Source organism: Citrobacter sp. Ca225 (genome assembly GCF_030337175.1).
GTDB classification, from domain to species: domain Bacteria; phylum Pseudomonadota; class Gammaproteobacteria; order Enterobacterales; family Enterobacteriaceae; genus Citrobacter_A; species Citrobacter_A amalonaticus.
In genome coordinates this window covers 1-23597 of record NZ_JAOWCD010000054.1, presented here as the reverse complement: position 1 = coordinate 23597, position 23597 = coordinate 1, and the positions used below count along the sequence as shown (strand labels likewise).

The window sequence follows — 23597 nt, the reverse complement described above, 5'->3', positions numbered from 1 at the left end:
TTCTTGTGACTAGCAGTCATCTACCTTTCTCCGATTGGAAATTTCTCGTAAAGTGTCCACACACAGCATTGTAATTTATCGCTAATTTTTATGACGGTTACCATTCCCTTCTGTCATAACCCACTGAAAAATGCCTGCTCTTGTTCACTAAGTGTGAACATGTTGAACGGAGAATAATAGACACTCCCATGATTTGACATGTGATGCAATTAACATATGGCGTTGAATTCATTGACATATTATCATACAATAGCTATCACGACTAAATGTTGCCATACAAAGTAATAAAAATGAATCAAAAATTAAATTACAGGCCTGAACTAGACGGATTAAGAGCTATAGCTGTTTTATCAGTACTTGTATACCATGCTAAAATTACTTTCTTTGGAAAAGTTTTTCTACCGGGTGGTTTTCTAGGTGTTGATATTTTTTTTGTTTTATCAGGATTCTTAATCTCATCAATAATTTTAAATTCAGTTAAGGAACACAACTTTTCATTTGTTGATTTTTATATTGGCAGAGCAAAAAGAATAATTCCAGCTTTGAGCGCAATGTTGTTTATTTCTTTCTTCCTTGCCTACTATTATTTATTGCCAGATAGTTTCTTAGCATACGGCGAGTCACTATTATCATCACTATTGTTTTTTTCAAATATTTTTTTTAGCTCTGAAGATTCATATGTGTCAGAATCAAGTGATTTGAAGCCATTACTACATACGTGGAGTCTTTCAGTTGAATGGCAATTCTATATCATATTTCCCCTATTGCTTTTCGTTATTATTAAAATCGCGAAAAACAACACCTTATTCATTGTGTGTTTAGCTTGGATTACTTCTTTTGCCTATTCTGTGTATCTATCAAGGATAGACATAAATTCAGCTTTTTATCTTCTACCAACAAGATCATGGGAGTTATTATCAGGAACGATTATCTCGCTTATAGGTAGAAAAAAAAGAAATAATATTTTTTCTTTCGTAGGTATATCTCTAGTAATCGCATCGTTATTACTTGTTACAGATTCAATGCCACATCCGTCATGGCCTGCATTGATGCTAGTTTTAGGTGTCTGCTTATTAATATTGTACTCAGAGAGAGGAAGTTTAACAGGATCATTACTTTCTTTAAAACCAATTGTTTTCATTGGGGCGATTTCATACTCTCTGTATTTGTTCCATCAGCCAGTTTTTGTTTTCTATCGCATTGTATTTGGTAAAATTGACAATTTAAATGGAATGCTACTTATAGTACTTTCTATACTAATCGCAATATTATCCTATTATTTTATTGAAAATATTTTTAGAAACAAAAAATACAATCTATTGAAAAAACAAATCTCGTTTATAACGATAGCATTTCTTATATCAATTACTCAATATATAAAAATTACTGATGGTGATGTTTCACGTCTTTCTGATATGGCACAGGATATATACAAAAACTATAATTCACCCGAATTCCGAAGACTTAAAGGACAGCCTGGTCCAAACTTTCGCACAGGAATAATAAGCGATTCTTGCGTTCTAAGAGATCCACAGAAAGCATGTTCATCTGGCGATTCCTCGTGGGTCACCATAGGTGATAGTTATGCTGGCATGTATGATTTTTACCTAAACGAAAAACTTCTTCAGAATGGTCATGGTTTATTATCATTATCATATGAGCAATGTCCATTCATTGATGGAGTTTGGTTTGGAAATGTTGCTGAATGTTCTTTAATTAACGAACGCAGATGGAGTGTAATCAACAAATTTCAAGAGAAGAAAACAATTGTTATAACTGCCGATTATAGATATTTTTCGAAAGGGAAACTAGAAACTAAAAGTCCATTAGAAGACGGCAGAAGTAACATAACTGCAGGAGAGAGTATTTCTGAAAATATTGTATGGAATAGATTCTCCTTAAACATAAAAAAACTTTCAAAAATGGGTCACAAGATAATTATTATTTACCCAGTTCCATCAGTTAGTGAAGATGTTAAAAACCATTATTTCTCTCTAATTAAAAACGCAAACTCTAAAATAGAATCAGTGATTTATGAGAAAAACACAAGAGGAATAAATGAAGCTAGAATATTTAGCGAAAAACTGGATACGGTGCTTAAGGGGGTAAATGATGTAGAGATCATTCGCCCTGTTGATACGCTATGCGATGTCAATGGGTGTCAGATAATTAACAAAAATGGAGGGCTATATAATCAAGGTAGCCATCTTTCCTATTCTGGTGTAAAGCTTGTTATAGATAAATTAGCAATGTAGCAGTTAACCAGTTAGTACTGGCTAACTGCTTTTAAAACGCTAAGCTGCTGGAGATGCAGGCCAGTTAATATCTGGCGCGCTGGAGATATCAACAACTTCTAGCGCGTCGAGATAATCCAGCCACAAAGAATACTGCGCCTTTTCTGTATCGCTAAGCCGTACCATAACTGCTTTTCCGGGCCACTGCTTACGATTTATATAGTCGTTGGCCTGCGTTATGAGATACTGCTTTTGCAACTCAGCATCAAATACCAGCGCAGTATGTTCGGCCTCTATATTTTTGATCCATTTATTACCGTCCCACTTATCGAACATAGACAATGGCTCAGCAGCAACAAATCCCTCTTTTAACGGTCCAATGTAGTCCACGACTAACGGTGCTTTATTATCCAGCGAATAAACGGTTACACCGCGATGATCTTCCTCCAGTTGCCAGCCAACACCATTGAACAGATATACCCTTTCCGCAATGTATTTACCCGGTTCGATATCAGTAGAATTTCCTGGCATACTCACACCGACGTAAATATATTCATCTGAGCATCCAGTATATTCACCAGTTGTCGGGCAGTAATAAAAACAACGAATATTCCCCTCTTCAATAGCCAGTCCATTATCATCAAATACAGGTTTCATCATTTAGCCCTTATCAGGAAATTAAGTGCAATATTACGTGAACGATTCTCGTTTGCAGTGGGTACGACTGTTGAAACATCAAATTTTGCATCATATCGATATCCTGCACTTGTGATTGAAGTTGCCCCAGATTGAATTTTCCCTGAGAATGCTCCTGTAACAAAGTTATCAACAATTTCTTGCGATGTTGCGTTAGTTACCACCCCATTGACCGTACCAACTATATTCCTGATAGCATCACCTTGTGCTGACAGTAGTGCTCGTCCACTATCAATACCACGTCCATCGTCCCAGATACGTGGGAATTCGCCGCGCATGTCCGGAATAACCAGCCCAGTCCAGACACGTGCCAGTTTTGGGTACGTCTCGGCAGAGAATGATGCGCCGTTAGGCTTCAGAAACACCATATTTTCCCATTCATCCATGACGGTATTGGGCATCACCGCCAAAGGCCAGAAAAACGGAATTCCTATAGGTGGTGCTCCAGCTCCGATTCTAAATAAAGAATCCAGAAGTTGATTATGTTTTCCTTTATCAAGGACTAGGCCTGCGGCCTCAACTAATCCACAAAGTTCTTCCTGCAGCATGTCAAAATAATCATCGTCCAGATCAGTCGCCGGGGTTCCGGTCTGGGGATTTCCTCGGGTAAAGCCGTTCTTACCCGCGCCGAATTTATCTTTCTGCGCAGTTGCTGTATCTATACGGTGCATGAATTACTCCGGATATTTGAAAATTACGTAGGTATGAGAAGGGCAAAGCTTATTGAGGACACACTCCACAATAGTGTCTCCCCAGATTATGATCGGTGAATCACAGGGATCGTTGCAGGTCATCCAGGTTATTTCTGCCGATGACGGCATATTGACCTGCCAGTAATACCGCCAGTCCGTGGAATACACACCATCCGTACATTTTGAAGTGCAGGTAAATGTGCTTTTATCGTATCGCGTGATAGTTGCCCCAGGCTTTCCAAGAGCAATAAGCTGGGCCAGATAAAACGCCTCTTTGATCCCACCAGCCAGGTTAACTTTTGCATCAAGCCGTTGTTGGCGCTGACGTATTGTCTGGGTTCCGGATGGAATACATTCATCAGGTAAAGCACAGCATTTTTCCCAGCGATTAATCAGTTCTGTGGTTGTTCGTGGATCGATTTCCAGCATCAGTGAATCAGCGCGCTGATGCACCCTGAGTAATGAGGGGGCGGTCCCCTTTATCGCCACATCATCAACTGTCCAGGCTGGCCCTGGCGGAAGAAGAGCGGCGAGCAGGTGAATATAATCATCTTCATTCACTGCCACGTTACGCCTCCAAGAACGGCCAGTTCATTCTTCGCGATCGGCGTATCAGCCGCCGGCGCAATCAGTTTGTGGCTGCGCTCACCAGCAGCAATTGAGATGGCTTCATTGATACGCGACAGCTCAAGAACCCCCTCCGGATAACCATCACGAAGGAGAAAAGAACGAAGTTCTGCCACTACCTCTGCTCGTGTTTCAGCATTGTCCGGATTCAGATCAATAGTGAAATCGATGGTTTTCGGTCTCGCTTTGAAAACATATAAATCAGAACCCGCCACAGGAGCCAGTGGTTCAATATGCGCCTGCGCGGCTGCGACAGTTGCGTCATCCAGTATCGGATTGATCAGGTCACTACTCGCGACCATCACACCAACAGTGCCTGTCCCCATCCAGTGACGGTAAGTCCAGGCGCGGGTGATCCCGGGAACCTCTTTAGCCCAGACAATATAATCACCATCTGCGCCACCCTGTGGTGTCCAGTAGTAGCGCTCAAGAACTCTCGATCGCCACTCTTCAACATCCTCTACATCAACACCACCCGCCAGCGTGTCAGCCATCCCGCCAGATGGCAGCCCATTAACCGGAGTGACAAGAGACAGCGAAGTGCCGTCGTCCGCATTTCCTGTAGTGCCATTAACATTACAAATTATGGGTAGCCGCAATACGCCACCAGCACTTTTAGCATCGGCCGTCGTTGTGTACTGAACAAAATCATCACGCTGGATAATGGCCCCGGCTTTGACTGTCAGATTGTCAGCCACGCCCTCCCATCGCATGAAACCAGCCGCTGCTGTTGCGGCCTTTCTCGGACACCGCTTCATGGCAGCATGACGGGCAAGCCATCCCTCATCACATAGATCAGGCAGCATATTCATTGCCAGATAATCGATATACCCGTAAACCGTATGTAATGCCCCGGCATAGACTTTGGCCCTGACATCCTCATCCATCCGGCGAAGTTCATCATTGATATCCAGACGGGCAAAGAGATCGGTGCGTATCATGCTGATATTTTCAGCCAGTGTTGGCCGCTGGAATTCACTGTCCGCCATGAGTGATTACGCTCCATAAATCATTAAAGGAAATGGTAACCGGCCCGTCCCGGCGCCAGAGTACAATTTGATTACCGAGTTCGTTAATACCGGTTCGCTGAATATCGATGTCGATACGTGATACCACCCCATCATCAATCATCCACTGAAGTGCATCACGCAGATAAATTCGGACCTTATTCACCAGGGCATTGGTCAACTTGCTGCGTTGTAACAGCCACAGTTTTGAACCGTAACGATCATTAGCAACAACGGGCCATGTATCGCCCCACCAGCCCATAGGGACATCAGCATTGTCGTCAGGGTCTGCACGACGATGTGTAAAAAGTGAAATAACCACAGCCCTGACCAGCGGGTTCAGCGACGAACTGACGCTAACCCGCTTACCATTTACCGTAAGCCAGAGTTCCATCATTCCCCCATCTGACTGGCCGGGGTATCAGTGTTGTTACCCTGCCCGTTTTCTTTGTGTTTATGACCGTTATAGACAATCCGCATCGCTGACATCGTCAGCCCGCCGGAATCACACAGATCCTTAATATGCCCCGTTACCTCGATATCCATTTCAAAACGGGCTTTTGGGGCATTAACAAACCGGATTAGCTTCCCGGCTCCATCAACGATAATTCCAGAACGGGTGAGATGAACCTTCTGCCCGAGATCGTCATACAGTGCGACTTCACCCTCTTCCAGTCCGCGAAGCCGGTACCGGCGATCAGCAACCGCAATCACAATGCCGTGTGATCTGTCACCATCAGGGAACAGAACCACGCCTTCAGCTCCCGGCTTCGCGTGAGAGGTAAACCCGTAATGCTCCAGATGTTCTATACCTGCTTTCGTCTGGGCACCGATAAGTTCAACATCTACCATCTGGCATTTACTGGCAACATCAATACTTTTTACGACTGCGCGACCAATCAGACAAAGCACCTGCCTCTGCAGGCTTTGCATTACGCCCATCAGAACGGGTCCTCTTTGGCTTTTCGTTTTTTAGTACGTTTCTGCTTCTCATCTTCCGGTTCAGGAAGATAAGCATCCGGCGGCCCGACGCGAATTTCCGCTAATGTGCCGTTATTGTCTTTGGTGAATGACACTTCAGAAATGAGCAATTCGCGGTTATTGAATCCGCATACAGGGTCAAAAACGATGACGCGCTGATTCGGTTGCCAGAGCGAGCCGTCACCCTGTCGCCAGCCCCAGACCACATAAGTGGTTTCGTCGGTACGTGCGGCACGTTGTCTGGCTTCAAACTCAGCGCGGGCAATACAGCTTGCTCCTGTTGATTGTCCTGTCTGCTGCACAACCATTGGACGATAGCGCCCTATTCCTGCATCAGCAGTTTTTGACCTCAGAGCCGTAGTGGTTGCTGCCCCAAAATCATTATCATTCCCGGCGCGCTGGCCGGAGACCTGATAAGTTGAAAAGCGGTCGCGGATACTTTTTTCGGTATCACAGGAAATAACGTTTTGCCCCAACACCAGGGCGGTATGCGCCCGCGTGGAACCCGGTATGCCGATAACCAGACGCCCTTTCGGATCGTCGTATGCCAGCGCCTGTTGCTGACCAAGCATTTTATTGAGGACTTCAATAACCGTTTCACCATGATCTGGCTGAACGCCCGGTATTGCCGCAGCAGGGGCACCCGAATCCACGACAGATATGCCAAATGGTTTCGCCAGTGCAGTGGCAACCTGAACAAGCGATTGCCCGTTGAACTGGGTTGGTTCTGCGGAACAGTCAATAAGGTCGGCCGTCAGACTGCGACCGCTGATCCCGGTGCTGATTGACCTCGCGTCATAGCGAACCGGCGTCGCCTCCACCCAGCCAGTAATGACCAGGTCATCCCCGATGAGGACTTCTACCTTGTCGCCATTTTTCACTTTTGGCTGTAGCGAGTCAGAGCCCTCACCACCAGGCCACTCGCGGGTGATTTCAACGCTGAAGTCGCGCGCGATGCGCTCAATACCTGCGCCTATGCGAACAGATGTCCAGCCGCCCCATTCCCGCCCGTTTACACGTAGCGTTACGTTATCGTTCATCGTACAGGAACCCTCAACGGAGACACTGGAACGAAGCCAGGATGTGCCACAGCGTTACGCTTTACGATATCTGACTCGCGATCCGCATTATCAAACCATGTGGCAGCCAGAACCAGCGCGGGTGTAACCTCATCAGGGGTTCTTATGACAGTCTTTGACGCCTGAGTTAACCGGGTTTTAATATCGTTATTGAGATCAGATTTCACTCTGCGGAGCGCCAGAAAAAGGCGATCATCCATGATGCGAGATAACTCTTTGTCAATGGCATCATTCAGTGTGTCGCGCACATCGACTAACTCATCCCATGTAGGCAAATCTACAGAAACCGTTTCTTCCTGGGCATTATTCAATGCCGGATGCGATACAACCGGCCAGCCAGTTGTTTCCTGTGTGGCATCACGCGCAGGTGTTACCGATGCAGGCAAACTTGTCACCGTGTACGCGGCTTCACTGATTGCAGTCGTTCGGATCGCACTGGCAACATAATTGCTCTGTTGCGTTCTGTTTTTCGTCGTCGTGCTGTCAGTTTTCCAGACACCACGGGGAGCAAGATCACTCCCCAATGTTATGCCTGAGAAATTTTTAATCATGGTGTAAAGATCGCTGGCATTACCTGACAGACGATTGCCGGCACGCCACATCGTCTGTAGTTGTTCAATGAAACCCTTACCTGATGATGGCGGAGGCAATAACACTGAAATATCGCCCTGCAATAATCGGGCAGCAGAAGAAATACCAGAATCAACCATCGCCATTTTATCTGATACAAAACCGAGCATACTCTTTGCATCATCTAATACACCGCCCTGAACAAAGTCTGGCATGCCATCCATACCAAACTGATCAAAGCTATCGCTGATACAGTCATCTAGCGCTGAGCAGGATGAAACCAGTGTATTTGCCGTTGCAGTGCCAGCCGTTGGATATGAAAGTTCCCCGGCCTCAACGAACCGCAGATCGAAACGCACCATGCGCCCTTCACTGCTTGCGGTGCTGACATTGATCTCTCCGTCAACACAGACACTGATTTCCCCATAGGTCGGATGTACCAGGGTACCCGGTCCCGGTTTGTTTAGTGCCTCAATAAGTCTGTCACGTTGATCAAAGCAGTCATCTCCGATCACATAGGCGGTGATGCCAGGACGTAGCGTTACCCTTCCTAAGTCCTCGCTATAAGGTTTATCGCGGTTTGGGTATTCATGCGTTTCAACCCGACGTCCTACCGGGGCCCCTTCATCTTCCACCTTGAACGGAACGCCGCGAAACGACGCTTCAACCAGTCTGTCTTTCCACGCCATATAAACTCCGGGCAATAAAAAACCCGCCGATTGGCGGGTTCATTAGATTTAGAAATTATTATTTTTGTAAGTAAAGCGAGCGTGTGTAGGCCTGTTGCTGGCTTTCAATAAAAGCTTTAAGCTTCTCTGTGACAAATGAATTAATGTTACTTCCTTTCTCCACAGGAATTTCTTTTGTCTCTAATGTTAAAGTAAACATAGGCTGATACTCACTGGTATATCTCACTGCAGATACAACCTCAAGTCTCGCATCATCAATAACGCTAAGGTTTTCAAGTGTGAGTTTATCCTCATTCTTAGATTTACCTGCGTTAAGCTCCTTGAGAAGGCTTTGGAGTTTTTCATTTAATTCGATCGAGAACTCATCTGGGTTTCCCTCAGAAATTAAAACCTGCTCTCCTTCCTTGAAATACAACTTAGCACTAACTAATTTTTTCTCTTTGTATATATCACCAAGTTTTATAGCACCACCCGATAGAGAGATGATATGTTCATCCTTAAATGAAATATTATCTGAAATCACCAGAGATGAGAACACTATAGATATGCCAAGTATTACACTTGCAATAATTGCATTTTTCATGTTGGACTCTTTTACTTTTAAAGAATGTGTAATGACGCGGGCATTACAATACCTTTATTTACCCACCCATTCCAGTTCTTCCAATTCTGGTATACCCAACATCGTGATTTACATCAATTCCAGAAGCATGAGTGTCAGTAACCTTCATTCCAGGTGGTGCATTCTCGAACTGAACAGTAACGGTTCCTTGCGGTTGAGTCGCCGTTCCCTGTTTGATCTGATAAGGGTTATATCCTGAACTAGCCACTCCTGTACCATACGCACCGTAACCACCTGCTCCCCACTGCGCAGCGTTTGCGGCAGCGACCGTATCACTGGCACCATCAGTAAACCACTCGATAATCGGCTTAAGCTTATCCCACATATCTTGGAACCATTTCACGATTGGTCCCCAGTTGTTAATGATGAGCCCCAGCGGAGACCAGTCGAATACTTTTTTGAGTATTCCCCATCCAGTTTCAAAATAAGGGCCAACCGTATCCCATAGCTTTTCAAAATATGGCCCAATGACATCCCAGTTAGAAATAATTAAACCAGCAGCCATGGCAATGCCAGTAGCAATCATACCGATTGGAGACATGGATAATACCCGGCTCACAATACCGATTGCGCCGCCCACCCCCATAAACCCCAATTTTAAGACAGTCAACCCGGCAGCCAGCCCAAATGCCCCCCTTATAACTCGCGGATTTTCATCGGCAAACTTCGTGAAGCGTTCGCCAAGCTCACCAAGCCACATGGTTATATTTTTCGCATCACCTGAAAACGCACCACCAATTGCTGCGAGACCGTTGGTTGCTATGCCGGTCATTGCCTCCCAGAGGTTGGTTAATGTTCCGAGCTGAGCCTGAACACGGCTATTCAGGTTGGCCTGACGATTCATTTTTTGTTGAACCTGATCGTACCCATCTTTGCCTTTGTCGATCAGTGCGTTGACGACCTGCAGTGTTTCAGCATCATCACCGAACAATGCTTTCATTACCCCGGTTCGTTTCACGTCTGACAGGCTTTTGAGCTTGGCCAGTTGAGTGAACAAATTATCCAGACCGCCAAAACTGCCTTTGCCGTCGGTAAAGTCGAGGTTAATGCCCAGCTTCTGACGCGCCAGCACCTTATTTACATCATTGACCTTTTTTTCACTGAGGCCAGCCTGAATGACTTTGCGCACGGCATTACCTGCCGACTCGCCCTGCATGCCCATCTGATCCATCATTACGCTGATCGGAGCCAGGCCTTGCGCTGCTTTTAGCCCATCCTTATTTACCATCTGAAGTACGGAGCTGGTTTTTGTAAAAAACGACAACATATTGGTATCGTCGACGCCCAGGTAAAAGGCTTTCTGGATCGTATCAAATAACCCCATCATGTCATCTGAGGCTGTGCCAGTTGCATCCTGCATCTTTGCCGCGAACTCAGCCGCAGCCTCAGGTGTTTTCTTCAACTGAACAGCCAGGTAAGCCGTGGCTTTACCCACCCCGCCGAGGATATTTTCTGCAGGAATACCCTGGCGCACCAGCATCTGCATCATGTTCTGAAAGTCTGCCGTTGTACCCGGCAACTGGTTACCCAGCCCGACTGCCAATTTATTGATGCTTTCGAAGCTTTTCCCGACCTCCCCATTTGCCTGCATCATGGCAACCTTAAGGCCCGTAGCAGCATTTTCCTGATCGGCGTATGTCTTCAGCGACAGTGTTAGACCAGCAGCAAGCCCTGCGGCCATCCCAAGCCCGCCTTTAGAACTTGCCTCTGCCTGGCGTTTAAAACCACGGATGTTTTTTTGCATCCGAGAAAGCGCTGGAGAAAGCTTATCGACACCGGTGATGAGCGCTTTTAGTTCAAACTCAGCCATTGATCCGCTTCTCCTCTTCTATCCTGTTTGCCTGGCTGACCAGTAAAGGAATCTCACTGATTGGCTTGTTCAGTAATTCAAAAGGGTTAATGCGCCAGTAACTGGCGCAGTCAAAATAGCGATCAGTGAGATATTCCGCCGTCAGCCCTGGAGGAAAAAACCAGCCACCAGCCAACCAGCAGCATTTAGATCACCAGGGGACATCTGGTCAACAGCGCTTAGCGGCACATTTGCCAGCCTGACAATGTATTTCGCAATGATGTGCGCCTGGAGTTTGATTGATTCGTCCTGGTTCATCTGATAGGGATAACCCAACTCGCGGACATCTTTCCCCGTCGGCTCGTTAAATTCCAGGACACTGAGCGATTCGCCATGTGCAGTGATCGGGTGATTTAATTCAAGTTCCTGCATTACTGGTAATCTCCTTCTTCACCGTGAAATTCAAGATCCACCGTGCCTTCTTCAGCATTATGGTTTGCTTCTCCATGCAGCCAGGCAGACGACAGAACATAGACCTGACCATTCGCCAGTTCGGCGGTAATAGTCATCTGATCTGCTGTTGTAATTTTGCTGACGGGAAAATCCTTCGGTACCTTGTAAGTACCCTTAACATAAGGTGCGCGGTGCGTTTCTTTGCGATCCACTGAACCATCCAGCCCAATGACATCATCATTGACCTTCGTGTTCATCGGCACCTCAATGCCGCCGGTCATTGATAGCTGCTGACCGTCTACTTTGAAATAACAGGTACCACCAATCTTCGCCATTATGCGGCCTCCTCTGGATACTGAAGACGGAACTGGTTAACCACTGCGAAGACGCGCAACTGGTTGACATAATCAGGTGGGAACAGCGTGTTCAGGCGGTTCGGATCATTAGCATCACGCTCAACAATCAGGTACTTCTTGAAGAGCTCATAATTTTCAACGATGCCCGCGCGTTCCAGCTGGCGATACGTTGCCAGTAACTCACCTTTGATGACCGACGGCGTCACAATTGCCTGACCGGGGCCAAAACGGGTACCGTCGTTCGCCAGTTTATGACGGCCATATTTACTGGTAATCACTGACTTGAGGCGGCGCAGAACGTATGCGCTGGTATGCAGGGTTTCACTGTCAAGATAACTGTTATCCGCAGAACCGTACGCGTTTTTCTTATACGTGGTGACGTCGCGCTGAACGCGCAGAATGCCGCTTTCAACATATGCGGTAGCGACACCATGCGACAAAAGAGACTGCTGCTCTGTCATGGTAAAGCGCTTGCCCTTCTTGGCTGGCAACATACCAACCAGCTCCCCGGTCTGTGTCGGTCGTGCTGGGTCATTACGGATGAATACCGCAGCACGAGCGGTGCGACTTGCCGCCAGTTCATCGGCAGGCGTCTGGGTCTCCTTCTCGTAACCGGACAGGGTAATATGCTGAAGATTGAACATATCTCCGGCGGTAACCAGCTCGGAAAGCGTCCCCAGTTTGGCTGTGTACACATGGCCATATAACTGGCGAGCATAACTCCAGCGACCGCTGGTATCGTTCATTTCGTTCGACAGCGTGTTCACAGAAGCCGCATCATTGAAAGGATGACCGATATAGTCAAACGGTTCATCGGCCATCGCCGCGATCGTTCCAGTAAGTACCGGCGCACCGGTTCCTGCCGTACCAGAGGCCACTGCAATCTGAATACCTGCCGGAAGCACCTCACCACCACCAAAACCGTAATAATTCAGTGATACCGGAATTTCATTACCGCACAAACCTTTATGGCGAGCGGTCAGTGTGACCACGCCAGCGGCCGCAGCAGAGGTAAACGGAAGGTCGGCATTGGCATTGATTACTGCACTGATCGCAGTAGCAACGGCGGCAACATCATCCCCATTGATGACAGCAGCCTGTACACGGGTGCGTCCGATATACAGATTCACTGTACCGGTTTCCGTCGCGGCACCTGTCACTGTAATCGTTACAGTCGCGGCAGCACCCGTGGCTTCCGGTACCGCAATAATGTACAACTCACCAAACGGATCGGTTTCGCGGTATGCGGTAACCATGCGGGCTAGCTGGCTACCCGGACCACAAATCTGACGCGCATAATCTTTAGAAGGCATCAGGATCAGACTTTCCTTCTCAATCGTCGCGTCCGCATTGGCGTAGCCGATCAAAAGAGCAGGACCGGAATCCTGGGTGGTATTCGCCGCCGAGCTATCCATTTCCGCATAAAACAGCGGTACCAGCGTGCTCGATGGGATGGTGTTCATACTAATCGTCATTGGCTTTCACCTTTTTATTAACGCGCCGAACATCACCAGCCGCGACGCGCCGCAGCCAGTAGTTATTCTCTTCAACATTTCGCCCTTCAGAGGGCAAAAGGTCGCCTCGGGCAGGGTCAGGAACTGACCGCCCTTTTGCGGGTTTTACAAACATATGGCCTCTCAGGAAGGGAGATTTATTTCAGTGTGAAGCTCAATATCGCCATCAGGACCACTCCCCGGATCAATAAAGTCCACATCAATGGAAAGCGTTCTGAATTCATCAAGGCTATTAAGCTCATCCTGTTGACGCGTATCATCCTCAGTCAACTCATTCTCAACAGTGAAATCGAACTGATAGCTGAGTTCGTGGCGATTCACATCCAGCAATGTTCCACCAGCATAGGTGACAGGGTTTCCACGCTCCTCCGGATTCCATCCGAGAAGTGCTTTGAACAACACCTGCCGGATGTCGTGGACCACATCATATGATGCGAACTGCCCTCGCTCATCCCGGCCATTACTGACAAAAACAATCACCGAGAAACTCTCGGTAAGATCCTGCCAGTAATCTGTCTGGCTTTTTTGCTCTCCGGGGGAATCATCACCGGGAACAACATATGCCGCAGGGAGTCGCATTTTGCCGATTTCAGGCAGATCTTTAAACTGAGCAGCACCGGCTACACGGTTCTCAAAAACGGGGCAGTTTGCCCGTAGTGTTGCAATGATGGGTGAGAGTTTCATCAGCGGCGTTTCTCCGGTTTGAGTGACTGACGCAACTCACGGGCAAGGTAGTACCGCGTCCACGGACTGTTTTTTTGCAGTGTCTCAACCATGAAGTTATTACGCGGAGCAAGACGCCAGCCGCTACCGCCAGACGCTCCACGATGGTGACTACGCTGACGACGTGCACCGCCACGAACACCGTAGAAAAGAAACGCCGGGTAAAAGTCACCGGCGATCATTCTGTTACCCTGCCCGTTTCGCTGGTTTGGTGCAATACGGGTCATAAACCCCGGGCGTCGCCCGCTTGCTTTTGGCACCATATAGCCGATGGATTTCGCCAGTCGACCAGTCTGGTAACCAGGGTTTTCACCACCTTCTGATCGCCCACGGCGCATTACCAGCCGGCGCGCATCACGCATGTGCCTCTGCCCGATATGGACAAACGCCCGCCGCACCCGCGCACGGTTGAAGCGCATTTCCTTTGGTTGCTGAAAATCAACGTGTAAAAATGGTTGTGCCATTACCGCTCCCTCCGGTTGATGCTGGCTCCGCGCCCAGTACAGTGCATTCAAGCAACAGAAACCGCCGCTTGCTGTTCAGGTCCCGAGCCCGCTTAACGCGATAAACCTCATCCCCGTGCACCACCTCAAAATCGCTGGTAATCCCCTGGCGATAACGCAAAGTGATGTAGTGAGTGATGGCATTATCCGTCTGGGCTGTCTCCTGGTATGTGGTCGCGCTGGTCTGTACCACCTTCGCCCACGCTTTATACGAAATGGGGTAAACCGGCATTGTGCCAAGGTCATCAGAAGGTGAGTCAACCCGCTGACGGATAAGAACCCGTTTATCAAGTTCCCCGGGGTCTGGCAGCAGATAAGTTGCGCTGGTCTGCGCTTGCCGGATTTTCATCGTGGATAAAACCTGTGCGGCCCAACGAGCCAGGTGTAGGTTAATGGAAGTTCAACCATTTCTACCTCACTGACAGCTGAGCGGTTTTCATAAAAATGGGTGATAAGAAACAGAATCCCCAGACGAATATCTTTTGTTAACGTTATTCCATCAGGATCGGTCTCAGGGATCGTTATTTCCTGAGAATAAATTTTCCGGTTGAGGTATGTTTCAGTCCTGCTCTCAGCTGCTTCTCCAATAAGAGTCAGATATTCATCTTCCTCTGTATAATCAGGTTCAAGACGCAGTTGTTTCTTGATTTCATCTATTCCTACAAGCATTGGCATCACCCATAAAAAAACCCGCAATGCGGGTTATTTTTTCGCTTTCTTGCCTGGCTGCTCTGGCTGCTCTGGCTGCTCTGGCTGCTCTGGCTGCTCTGGCTGCTCTGGCTGCTCTGGCTGCTCAATATTTTTTTGCCCCACGCCACTCTGGTCAAGAATGCCGAGTTGCAAAGCAATCTCTACAGCGCGAGGTGGAAGTTCCTGATGTTCTCCGGCAGAAATGGTTTCAACATGGCATCCGTCAGGGGACCATTTCAAAGTTTGTAATAATTTAACCATGATGATTACTCTACTAAGAAAGGGGCATACGCCCCTTTTAGGTTATGCGCCAGCACCAATCTGTAGGAGCTTGATAGCCTGAGAATCGGCCAGCATACCGCCGGTGCGTTTAGTGGTGTAGAAACCAACAAATGGCTTATTGGTATACGGGTCACGAAGGATGCGGGTACCGATACGATCAACGATCGTATAGCCACGTTTAAAGTTACCAAACGCAATAGCTTTAGCGTCAGCAGCAATATCAGGCATTTGCTCATTCTCGGCAACGCCATATCCTACCAGAGAGGAAGGCTGCCCCAACTCAAGCCCTGGGCGCCAGAGATAGTTACCTTCCGAGTCCTTCAGGATACGAACCGCAAACAGGCTATTGTTGTTCATCATGAACTTAGCCCCATTACGGTGTACCTTACGCAGGGTATAAACAAGTTTGATGATCGCATCAGCCGTCACACCAGCCGCCGCACCTGACAGGATGTGCTGCAGTGTGCCAAATGCACGGGTTTTATCGTCATCCAGGGAAGAAGCATATGCCAGGAAACCTTTGGGTTTCTTTGTCCCATTGCCGTTGGTGAAGGCAATTTCTTCCTGTTCCGAAAACTCAACCGCCAGCTCTCTGTTGATCCAGTCCTCAACGTTGAAGAAGGCATCATCCAACATCGTCTGGGTTGCCTGGGGATTACCGTATATTTCACCCATGAATGGCTCAATCTGACCGGGTTTGGAGGCATCCGTAGCCGGACGAGCATCCGTTTCACCAACCCAGCCAGACGCAGTACCGCCAAGGTTAACCAGTTTTTTATAGTTTGCGCCGCCAACGGTGATGGTCGTCGCTTCCTGGCGCATCACCACTTCATCTTTCAGCAGATCCAGGATAGTGCGATCAAGTTCTTCCGGTACGGCATAACCACCGTCTTCATCGACGCCGACCTGTAGAGCTTTACGCTCCAGATCGCGAAGGCCATCATCTTTACCCTTACGCATAAAATCGAGAAATGCCGTTTTGTGTTCACTTGCGGCCTTGCTCTGAGGTCCACCAGCAGGACGTTTTACCTGCTTCAGTTCTTCTTCCAGAGCAGATTTAAGTTCGTCCAGTTCAGATAACTTACTGTTTAAGGTTTCAACCTCACCGGCAAGTTTGCCCTTTTCTTGCTCAACAGCCTCCAGCCGCTTATCGTTCTTTTCTTTGAACGCATCAAACTTAGCCTGTAGCTCCTGCGCAACCTGTTCTACATCTTTTTGTTCTACTGCCATGTTGTTTTTCTCCGGTTCAGAAATTCAGTGATTTAAGTGCATTCAGACCAGCAGTCACATCAGCATCGCGCTGACTGATTGCGCTATAGCCCCCGGCCATGAATGCTTTGGCCTGGGAGCGAGAGAGCCCAACATCGCGCAGGACTCGTTCGATACATTTTTGTGATGGTGTTTCACCACGTGCCAGCATGCTTTTCACATCACTGATGCGGGCCTCATCATTAGATGGGAACGTGACGGGGCTGACTTCCCAGAGGTCGATCTCTTTCAACAGAAATGCTTCTTTGGTTTTGTCGTATTCCCAGTCATTCAACCAATAGCCAATAGAAAGGCCGGTTATAGAACCGGCCTTCATGTGTCCGTGAGCGCGCTTCGCCAGCGGGTCATCATCAATGAGTAATCGCCCTTTAACGTAAAGGCCAACATCATCCTCTTTCATTTCGGTGTAGACACCGATCGGTTCAGCGGTCTGGTGTTGCCAGAGAAGTGCCGGCATCCGCCCCTTTTCTTTCCACGTCTGTAGCGATTTTGTGAAGGCACCAGGAACCACAATATCGCCGTAGCTGTCCTTCACGCCGAATACCGAACCGTAGCCCTCAAACTCGCCGGTTTCACTGACAGACTTCAGTTTCAGCGGGACATCAAGTCGCTGTTTTGTTGACGGTCGTTCAGACGGGTTCATCGTCATGTGGTGGATCCTCGGTTGATTTTTGTTTGCTGCCGTCGGACGGTTTAGTTGTCATGTTCATTGGCGTCAGATAGATGTCTCCGCCTGGCCGGGGGTTGCGATCCTCCAGTTCCAGACAGTCATTTGGTGAAAACATGCCCCAGTTGATGCCGGTGGCATACGCATCGAATCGAGATTTCATATCACCGCGCAGTAGCGCGCCAGCGTTGAATTTTGCGAAAAACTGCCCACGCCTGGACTTCTTCACCAGTCCGACGTTGATTCGCTGTTCTATACGGGTCATGTAGGGAACCAGTGAATAATTGATAAACCCAATTCCCAGATTCTCGATGTTGTTGAATGTCGCGCGGTCAGTGTTCTGCACCATGTGCATCGGTACCCGGTAGAGACGACAAATTTCCTCAAGCTGGAATTTTCTGGTTTCAAGGAACTGCGCGTCTTCGGCGGATAAGGCCATTTGTTTCCACTGCAACCCCATTTCAAGGATCATCGGTTTGTGAGCATTACCCAGTCCCTGATGTTTCTCTTCAAAATCGTTTTTCAGTCGTTCAAATGCCTGATCTGTAAGTTGCTGTTCTGTCTGCAATACACCTGATGTAACCGCGCCATTACTGAACAGGCGGGCACCGTGCTCTTCAGTAGCCAGTCCAAGAGCGACCGCCTGTCTGGCATATGCGATAGGATTCAGACCAACCAGCCCGTCAAATGTGAGGGTTCGAACGTGCCAGATTTCCTCCTGGGTAAGGATGTCGGATGTGCCATCCGGAAACGTAACCTGGTAAACCGGCTCCCACTTGCTGTTTAATTTTGGTACTACAGAGCCAGGATCGAGCGGAAGCAGCTCAACAACCTCTCCCAGAGCGTAAACCTTGTACGCGTAGAAATTCCCGCGCAGACACAGACAAACGATAATCAGCTCCCAGAACTCCTGTGGGGTCATGTACTCGTTAGGCTGAACCGATAGCAGTTTGTGAAGGCGTTCATTAACCGCCTTTTCTTTGCGGTCACCGGTAACTTTTAACAGGTTGCATGGAAGCATACCCATCGACTCTGCCAGCACCCTGATGCAACCAAACACAGCCGTCAGGTGCATCGCGCGGCGTGAACTGACTCGCCTTCCTGTGTAGGTGTCGTACGAATAGCCTGCCATTTCTGCCAGTTGTGCTGGGGTTGAAACAGGAGTTCCGCTTTTCTGGAATAATCCGGGGAAAAACATTCGTTACCCCCTCAGCAGATACTTGGAAACCAGCCATGACCAGAAAAGGCACAGCCCACCACCAGCAATAAAACCAGCAGGCGGATACACCAACCATGCCCCATAAGAGAGCAACAGTGCTCCCAGCACCCCGATAGTTGGGGTGAGAATATTCAGGATCATAATTGCCTCAGTTAAAGTGAACGTATTCCGTGTGTTTCAAGGCGATCAGAAAGGGTGTCAACTTTCTCATAGAGCATCAGACGGCCAATACCCATAATCAGCGCCACTGCACCGTCGATTTTGTTTTCGTTCTGCTCTTTGATGGGCTTCACCACATCGTCATTGCCGGGGATGTTTTTCCCCACCACGTTGGCAATACACCAGCTCATGATGGGGTTGCCGTCATGATGGAACCTGCCGGACTCGATCGCCGCTTCAAGCTCTTTCATCGGGTCTGACATGTTGGTGTAGTTCTGAATGATGGTAACGGGATTAAGCTGCTCATCAGCCAGGTCATGAGAAAGCCCGGTTGCTCCGTAGGGATCAATCGGTGACTCGGTGACCGGGTTCAGTTTGTTCGCTGCTTTGGCCTCCTCCAGGATGTAGCGGTAATCCACCTCCGCGCCATCGGTGACGGTGAGGTAACCCATCTCCACCCATTTCTGAAAGCGTTCAGCAGTGCGGCGATCCTCGTTTTTCTCCACGCTGTAAACCGTGTCATACGGTACCCAGAAGCGTGGCGCCACACTGTAATAATGCGTTTTGCCATCAATCTCGCGGGTGAACAGCCTCGCCATGCTGTTCATATCCAGTTTGCGTGCAAGGTCGAATGCCAGCACACAGGGCTGCCCTTCGAAATGCTCGAGCGTAAGCGTTTTGTCTTCGCAGTTCTGCCAGGACACAAGGTTATAGAAAGCCGCCCGCGCCGCCACCCAGATATTCAGATGCTTGGTTTTAAAAACGCCCGCCTGCCGGGCATTGTTAATCGCGCGCTGCTGCTGACTGAGAAGAAAATCGCGGTACACCGAGACGCCCATATTCGGGTTCGCCTTCTCCAGCACCTTCGGATCCGTCCAGTCGTCGCCTTCATCAACCGTGTAGATAATGCCGAACAGCTCCTCGTTGGGTACCGAGCCGTTAAGCATCTCGATCACTTCGCGGCGTTTGTCGTAGCACGGACCTTCAATGTTGTAACCGGCGGTGGTGATCGCCCACATCAGCGGCTGGCGACGCGCGCCCATTCCGGTCAGCATGGTGGTATAGAGCGAGTCGGTCTGGTGTTCGTGGTATTCGTCGACGATGGCGCAGTGCGGCGACGCGCCGTCGCCCGGGTTGCCAATCAGCGGTTCGAACCGCGCACCGTTCTCAGGCCGGTTCAGGTTGGAGGCATTCACCTCGATGCCGAACGCTTCAACGAGCAGCGGAGTCCGCTTGCACATCAGCCGTGCAGGACGGAACACTTCCCACGCCTGTTTTTCAGTCGTGGCGCCGGAATACACCTCCGCGCCGAATTCGTTGTCACAGGTAAAGCAGTACAGCGCCACGCCGGCGGAGATCGCCGACTTACCGTTTTTACGGGGGATCTCGGTGTAAACCTCGCGAAAGCGGCGCAGCCTTGTCCCCTTTTGCACCCAGCCAAAGGCACAGCAGATGATGAAAAGTTGCCACGGCTCCAGGGTGATCGGCATCCGTTTGAACGCCCATTCGCCCTTGGTATGCGGCAGCAATTGAATAAACTTCGCGGCCTTCTCCGCCATGTCCTTATCAAAGCGGTACCGGAATTTGCGGCTTTTCTCCTGAGCCATATCGTCGATGTGGCGCTGGCAAGCCTGAAGCACAAACTGGCAAGCGGGTATCTTTCCCCGCACAACGTTGCGGGCGTATTGATTCGCGGCGTTGACGTTAGGGTACGATTTCCGGCTCATGAGTTGATCATCTTCAGGAATGGGTTAGCGATTTTCTTCTGCCCGGCCAGGCCGATAAGACGCTGGCGACTACTGGGGTCAAGGCCAAGCATGGATCCGGTGGAGCTCATCTCCGATTCCTGCTCTTTCTTGGCGGTCAGCTCGGGGTTCTTTATCCTGCCGCCCATCGCGCCGACGATGGTGTTACCTTCCGACGCGATTTTCTTCACGGCACGGCGCCAGAATTCGTAAGCCACACACCAGCGCTCAAGAACCGCCAGGTCGGTAACGCACAGCAGCCCTTGTCCACATAACTCTTTTGTGGTCAGTTCCCACATGACGGAAGCCAGCGGGAGATCGTCTTCTGTAAACCAGTCCGGCGGCGCTACACCTTTAATTGGCGTAAAGACCGGTTCCTCTTTATTCAGGGCTCGCTTGCCGGGGTTACCGGCCAGTTCCTTGCGCGCCGTTGGCTTGGGGCGACGCCCGGAACGCCCTGCCGTTCCAGCCATATGCGGCACTCCTGGTTAAATTTTATTTTTCGCGGGTATAAAAATTCGGGGAGGCGGGCAGTCCGGAAGGAAGGCGGTCGCAGAGATTCAGCCTACCCCTCCCCTGACAGGCAACAGATGATAACCATTATCATTTAAGTCGCTCACGCGCGGTCTTCGCTGCGTGACACGACCAGCACAGGCTTTCGAGGTTACTGTCATCATCCGTGCCACCGTGAGCCTTCGCTTTGATGTGGTCGACACAGGAAGCCTGCTTGACGATCCCCTGCCTGAGATGGTTCTGACACAGACCGCTATCACGCTTCAGGATGCGGGCTTGTATCACTTCCCACTTCGTTCCATAACCGCGCTGATGCCTTGATTGTCCTGGCTTGTATTGCCGCCATCCTTCGCCTTTATGTGATTCGCAGTATCCTGACGGATCGGTTGTTGTCGAGCGGCAGCCGCGAACGCGACAGGCTTTTGGTGTTCGTGGTGGCATTGTGTTTCCCAAAAAAATGACGTTAATCTGATAATTAAAATATTTCCGACACCTGGCATTGAGATTTATCCGATTACCTCAATGTCTATTGACTCATTTAGAAGGAGGTTACATGTTTGATAAATTAACAAATGCTCGTCATCTGTCTCATGACTTCATCATTGATGCCTTGATCAAGACTCTTTCAGAGGAACAACTGAACGCAGTCACAAGCAGTGTTCAGGATGCGTTCGATGAAACATTTAAGCGCCTTGATGCTGGCAACACGGAAGGTGAAGAACTGATCACCCTAGCAAAGGAGCACGCATCTACTTTATTAAATAAAAATATCAAATAATTAGCTTGAGGCGGGCTTGCTTGATTAACCCTGCATGCCTGCCATTTAGACTAATGTTTTACACAATTCAGCTTCCAGGAACGGTTGTGTGCTAAAACATCTCGCTTCGTCTGCTTATCCATAACGTCGATATCGTGGCTAGTCAGGTAGATGGGCTTTACCCAGTCGCAGGCAGTATCAACTACTACCGGGACGCTTCCACGATTCCCGCAACTCGTGATCAACATCGTCATCAGGCATATGGTTAACAGTCTGCTGTACATTGCTGGCCTCTTTTGTTACTTCAACCCGGTGCTCGGCAGCCGCTTCAGTGGCTTCGGCATGTTCTTTGGTGCGCTGCAGCTCGACTTTGGCTTGCGCTTTTCCGGTTCCACGCAAGTGACCGAAACCAAATGCGCCAGCAACGGCAGCTATAACGGCAAAGATAATTCCGCAAATCATCTCGATGCTCATTGTGACCTCACACCAAGGCGGTTTTTGCTTTGGCGTAACGTTCACGACAGTCTTTAATGCCGTTCTGCCCACCGTTGATAATTTGCGTGACGCGTTCCACATCCCCCGAATGCAGGAGACAACCGCGTAACGTGAAATACTGAATCGCCACGGGTTTAACAGACACCTCAGAGTCATTTAAGATGGCTTAAAGAGAGGTGCCCATGAGCGGTAAGCGTTATCCCGAAGAGTTTAAAATTGAAGCAGTCAAACAGGTTGTTGATCGCGGTTATTCTGTTGCCAGCGTTGCAACACGTCTCGATATCACCACCCACAGCCTTTACGCCTGGATAAAGAAGTACGGTCCAGATTCTTCCACTAATAAAGAAGAGTCAGATGCTCAGGCCGAGATCCGCCGTCTCCAGAAAGAGCTGAAGCGGGTTACCGACGAACGGGACATATTAAAAAAAGCCGCGGCGTACTTCGCAAAGCTGTCCGACTGAGGTACGCCTTTATCCGTGACAACACCTGTTGCTGGCCTGTTCGCCTGCTCTGTCGGGTGCTGGATGTTCATCCCAGTGGTTTTTACGCCTGGCTTCAGCAGCCGCATTCACAACGCCATCAGGCAGACCTGAGGCTGACAGGGCAGATTAAACAGTTCTGGCTGGAATCGGGATGCGTCTATGGTTATCGCAAAATCCATTTGGATCTGCGGGACAGCGGGCAACAGTGCGGAGTGAACAGAGTCTGGCGACTGATGAAACGTGTCGGGATAAAGGCTCAGGTCGGATACCGGAGCCCGCGGGCACGTAAAGGCGAGGCCAGTATCGTGTCGCCCAACAGGCTCCAGCGACAGTTCAATCCGGATGCTCCGGATGAGAGTTGGGTAACGGACATAACCTACATCAGGACCCACGAAGGCTGGCTGTATCTTGCCGTGGTTGTTGATCTGTTCTCACGCAAAATTATCGGCTGGTCCATACAATCCCGGATGACAAAGGACATTGTCCTGAACGCACTGCTGATGGCTGTATGGCGGCGTAATCCCCAAAAACAGGTGCTGGTTCATTCGGATCAGGGCAGTCAGTACACAAGCCATGAGTGGCAGTCGTTCCTGAAATCACACGGCCTGGAGGGCAGCATGAGCCGTCGCGGTAACTGCCATGATAATGCGGTTGCAGAAAGCTTTTTCCAGTTGTTGAAACGTGAACGGATAAAGAAAAAAATCTACGGAACGCGGGAAGAAGCCCGCAGCGATATTTTTGATTACATCGAAATGTTTTATAACAGTAAGCGTCGGCATGGTTC

29 protein-coding genes and 2 pseudogenes are annotated in these 23597 nt (G+C 49.0%); 3 read left to right on the top strand and 28 right to left on the bottom strand.

Annotated elements, in window-relative coordinates; genetic code table 11:
• Positions 1–290: 290 nt before the first annotated feature.
• A complete protein-coding gene (locus OGW13_RS05525) occupies positions 291–2255 on the top strand; it encodes an acyltransferase family protein (RefSeq protein ID WP_216526405.1) in 1965 nt (654 codons plus the stop codon).
• 39 nt (positions 2256–2294) lie between these two features.
• Here OGW13_RS05525 and OGW13_RS05520 read toward each other — a convergent pair whose 3' ends face one another.
• The 26 genes and pseudogenes from OGW13_RS05520 to OGW13_RS05395 all read right to left on the bottom strand — a co-directional run bounded on the left by OGW13_RS05520 (position 2295) and on the right by OGW13_RS05395 (position 21520).
• Positions 2295–2894 carry a tail fiber assembly protein gene (locus OGW13_RS05520; RefSeq protein WP_321202180.1) on the bottom strand — a complete coding sequence of 200 codons (600 nt, stop codon included), beginning with the start codon at positions 2892–2894 and terminating at the stop codon, positions 2295–2297.
• A complete protein-coding gene (locus tag OGW13_RS05515; RefSeq protein ID WP_216526404.1) occupies positions 2891–3601 on the bottom strand; it encodes a phage tail protein in 711 nt (236 codons plus the stop codon). Before OGW13_RS05515 ends, OGW13_RS05520 begins: the two co-directional genes overlap by 4 nt.
• Before the next feature lie 3 nt (positions 3602–3604).
• Positions 3605–4189, bottom strand: a complete 585-nt coding sequence (locus OGW13_RS05510) for a YmfQ family protein (protein ID WP_216526403.1) — start codon at positions 4187–4189, stop codon at positions 3605–3607.
• Positions 4180–5238, bottom strand: coding sequence for a baseplate J/gp47 family protein (locus OGW13_RS05505; RefSeq protein ID WP_287115782.1), 1059 nt, complete (start codon positions 5236–5238; stop codon positions 4180–4182). The genes OGW13_RS05510 and OGW13_RS05505 overlap by 10 nt, the downstream gene beginning before the upstream one ends.
• Positions 5225–5650 (bottom strand): phage GP46 family protein, encoded by a 426-nt coding sequence (locus tag OGW13_RS05500; protein WP_046401754.1) that lies wholly within the window; start codon positions 5648–5650, stop codon positions 5225–5227. The genes OGW13_RS05505 and OGW13_RS05500 overlap by 14 nt, the downstream gene beginning before the upstream one ends.
• Positions 5650–6198, bottom strand: a complete 549-nt coding sequence (locus OGW13_RS05495; protein WP_216526401.1) for a phage baseplate assembly protein V — start codon at positions 6196–6198, stop codon at positions 5650–5652. The genes OGW13_RS05500 and OGW13_RS05495 overlap by 1 nt, the downstream gene beginning before the upstream one ends.
• Positions 6198–7277 carry a phage baseplate assembly protein gene (locus OGW13_RS05490; RefSeq protein WP_216526400.1) on the bottom strand — a complete coding sequence of 360 codons (1080 nt, stop codon included), beginning with the start codon at positions 7275–7277 and terminating at the stop codon, positions 6198–6200. The genes OGW13_RS05495 and OGW13_RS05490 overlap by 1 nt, the downstream gene beginning before the upstream one ends.
• On the bottom strand, positions 7274–8575 hold the full coding sequence (locus OGW13_RS05485; RefSeq protein WP_216526399.1) for a DNA circularization protein: 1302 nt from the start codon (positions 8573–8575) through the stop codon (positions 7274–7276). Before OGW13_RS05485 ends, OGW13_RS05490 begins: the two co-directional genes overlap by 4 nt.
• A 58-nt stretch (positions 8576–8633) precedes the next feature.
• Positions 8634–9158, bottom strand: a complete 525-nt coding sequence (locus OGW13_RS05480; RefSeq protein ID WP_216526398.1) for a hypothetical protein — start codon at positions 9156–9158, stop codon at positions 8634–8636.
• A gap of 145 nt (positions 9159–9303) precedes the next feature.
• Positions 9304–11007 (bottom strand): annotated as a pseudogene (locus tag OGW13_RS05475) (phage tail tape measure protein); the annotation flags it as partial.
• Between the two features lie 141 nt (positions 11008–11148).
• Positions 11149–11418: a phage tail assembly protein gene (locus OGW13_RS05470; protein WP_216526682.1), complete on the bottom strand. Its 270-nt coding sequence runs from the start codon at positions 11416–11418 to the stop codon at positions 11149–11151.
• The gene (locus OGW13_RS05465; protein WP_046401748.1) at positions 11418–11774 is read right to left on the bottom strand and encodes a phage tail tube protein; all 357 of its coding nucleotides are present in this window, start codon (positions 11772–11774) and stop codon (positions 11418–11420) included. The genes OGW13_RS05470 and OGW13_RS05465 overlap by 1 nt, the downstream gene beginning before the upstream one ends.
• Complete coding sequence (locus OGW13_RS05460) at positions 11774–13270, bottom strand: phage tail sheath subtilisin-like domain-containing protein (RefSeq protein WP_216526683.1); 1497 nt, start codon at positions 13268–13270, stop codon at positions 11774–11776. Before OGW13_RS05460 ends, OGW13_RS05465 begins: the two co-directional genes overlap by 1 nt.
• Positions 13260–13424 carry a DUF2635 domain-containing protein gene (locus OGW13_RS05455; protein ID WP_072157998.1) on the bottom strand — a complete coding sequence of 55 codons (165 nt, stop codon included), beginning with the start codon at positions 13422–13424 and terminating at the stop codon, positions 13260–13262. Before OGW13_RS05455 ends, OGW13_RS05460 begins: the two co-directional genes overlap by 11 nt.
• A gap of 8 nt (positions 13425–13432) precedes the next feature.
• Positions 13433–13993, bottom strand: a complete 561-nt coding sequence (locus OGW13_RS05450; protein WP_125339043.1) for a phage tail terminator protein — start codon at positions 13991–13993, stop codon at positions 13433–13435.
• Positions 13993–14496: a hypothetical protein gene (locus OGW13_RS05445; RefSeq protein WP_125339044.1), complete on the bottom strand. Its 504-nt coding sequence runs from the start codon at positions 14494–14496 to the stop codon at positions 13993–13995. Before OGW13_RS05445 ends, OGW13_RS05450 begins: the two co-directional genes overlap by 1 nt.
• On the bottom strand, positions 14471–14884 hold the full coding sequence (locus OGW13_RS05440) for a phage head closure protein (RefSeq protein WP_216526684.1): 414 nt from the start codon (positions 14882–14884) through the stop codon (positions 14471–14473). The genes OGW13_RS05445 and OGW13_RS05440 overlap by 26 nt, the downstream gene beginning before the upstream one ends.
• Positions 14881–15204, bottom strand: coding sequence for a head-tail connector protein (locus OGW13_RS05435; RefSeq protein WP_158114733.1), 324 nt, complete (start codon positions 15202–15204; stop codon positions 14881–14883). The genes OGW13_RS05440 and OGW13_RS05435 overlap by 4 nt, the downstream gene beginning before the upstream one ends.
• A 33-nt stretch (positions 15205–15237) precedes the next feature.
• The gene (locus OGW13_RS05430; RefSeq protein ID WP_287115780.1) at positions 15238–15486 is read right to left on the bottom strand and encodes a hypothetical protein; all 249 of its coding nucleotides are present in this window, start codon (positions 15484–15486) and stop codon (positions 15238–15240) included.
• Positions 15487–15528: 42 nt separating this feature from the next.
• Positions 15529–16737 (bottom strand): phage major capsid protein, encoded by a 1209-nt coding sequence (locus tag OGW13_RS05425; protein ID WP_216526685.1) that lies wholly within the window; start codon positions 16735–16737, stop codon positions 15529–15531.
• Between the two features lie 16 nt (positions 16738–16753).
• Positions 16754–17419 carry an HK97 family phage prohead protease gene (locus tag OGW13_RS05420; RefSeq protein ID WP_127522985.1) on the bottom strand — a complete coding sequence of 222 codons (666 nt, stop codon included), beginning with the start codon at positions 17417–17419 and terminating at the stop codon, positions 16754–16756.
• The gene (locus OGW13_RS05415; RefSeq protein ID WP_287115779.1) at positions 17406–18641 is read right to left on the bottom strand and encodes a phage portal protein; all 1236 of its coding nucleotides are present in this window, start codon (positions 18639–18641) and stop codon (positions 17406–17408) included. The genes OGW13_RS05420 and OGW13_RS05415 overlap by 14 nt, the downstream gene beginning before the upstream one ends.
• A 3-nt stretch (positions 18642–18644) precedes the next feature.
• Entirely contained in the window at positions 18645–18803 is a 159-nt protein-coding gene (locus OGW13_RS05410; RefSeq protein WP_174349348.1) for a hypothetical protein, read from the bottom strand.
• An 11-nt stretch (positions 18804–18814) separates the two neighbouring features.
• Entirely contained in the window at positions 18815–20548 is a 1734-nt protein-coding gene (locus tag OGW13_RS05405) for a terminase large subunit (RefSeq protein WP_287115778.1), read from the bottom strand.
• Complete coding sequence (locus OGW13_RS05400; RefSeq protein ID WP_216526610.1) at positions 20545–21039, bottom strand: phage terminase small subunit P27 family; 495 nt, start codon at positions 21037–21039, stop codon at positions 20545–20547. The genes OGW13_RS05405 and OGW13_RS05400 overlap by 4 nt, the downstream gene beginning before the upstream one ends.
• Before the next feature lie 130 nt (positions 21040–21169).
• Entirely contained in the window at positions 21170–21520 is a 351-nt protein-coding gene (locus tag OGW13_RS05395; RefSeq protein ID WP_216526611.1) for an HNH endonuclease, read from the bottom strand.
• Between the two features lie 112 nt (positions 21521–21632).
• On the opposite strand from OGW13_RS05395, the gene OGW13_RS05390 reads away from it, so the two are divergent.
• Complete coding sequence (locus OGW13_RS05390) at positions 21633–21857, top strand: hypothetical protein (protein ID WP_216526612.1); 225 nt, start codon at positions 21633–21635, stop codon at positions 21855–21857.
• 177 nt (positions 21858–22034) lie between these two features.
• Here the strand turns inward: OGW13_RS05390 and OGW13_RS05385 are convergent, their stop codons facing one another.
• Both OGW13_RS05385 and OGW13_RS05380 read right to left on the bottom strand, forming a co-directional pair.
• On the bottom strand, positions 22035–22310 hold the full coding sequence (locus OGW13_RS05385; RefSeq protein WP_216526613.1) for a DUF1328 domain-containing protein: 276 nt from the start codon (positions 22308–22310) through the stop codon (positions 22035–22037).
• A 7-nt stretch (positions 22311–22317) separates the two neighbouring features.
• Positions 22318–22446, bottom strand: a pseudogene (locus OGW13_RS05380) (glycoside hydrolase family 19 protein); the annotation flags it as partial.
• A gap of 67 nt (positions 22447–22513) precedes the next feature.
• On the opposite strand from OGW13_RS05380, the gene OGW13_RS05375 reads away from it, so the two are divergent.
• Positions 22514–23597, top strand: a protein-coding gene (locus OGW13_RS05375; protein WP_287115741.1) for an IS3 family transposase whose coding sequence is annotated in 2 segments (ribosomal slippage) — positions 22514–22751 and positions 22751–23597 — 1085 coding nt annotated over the 2 segments. Because the reading frame shifts where the segments join, the coding sequence is not laid out codon by codon here. This gene is flagged as partial in the annotation.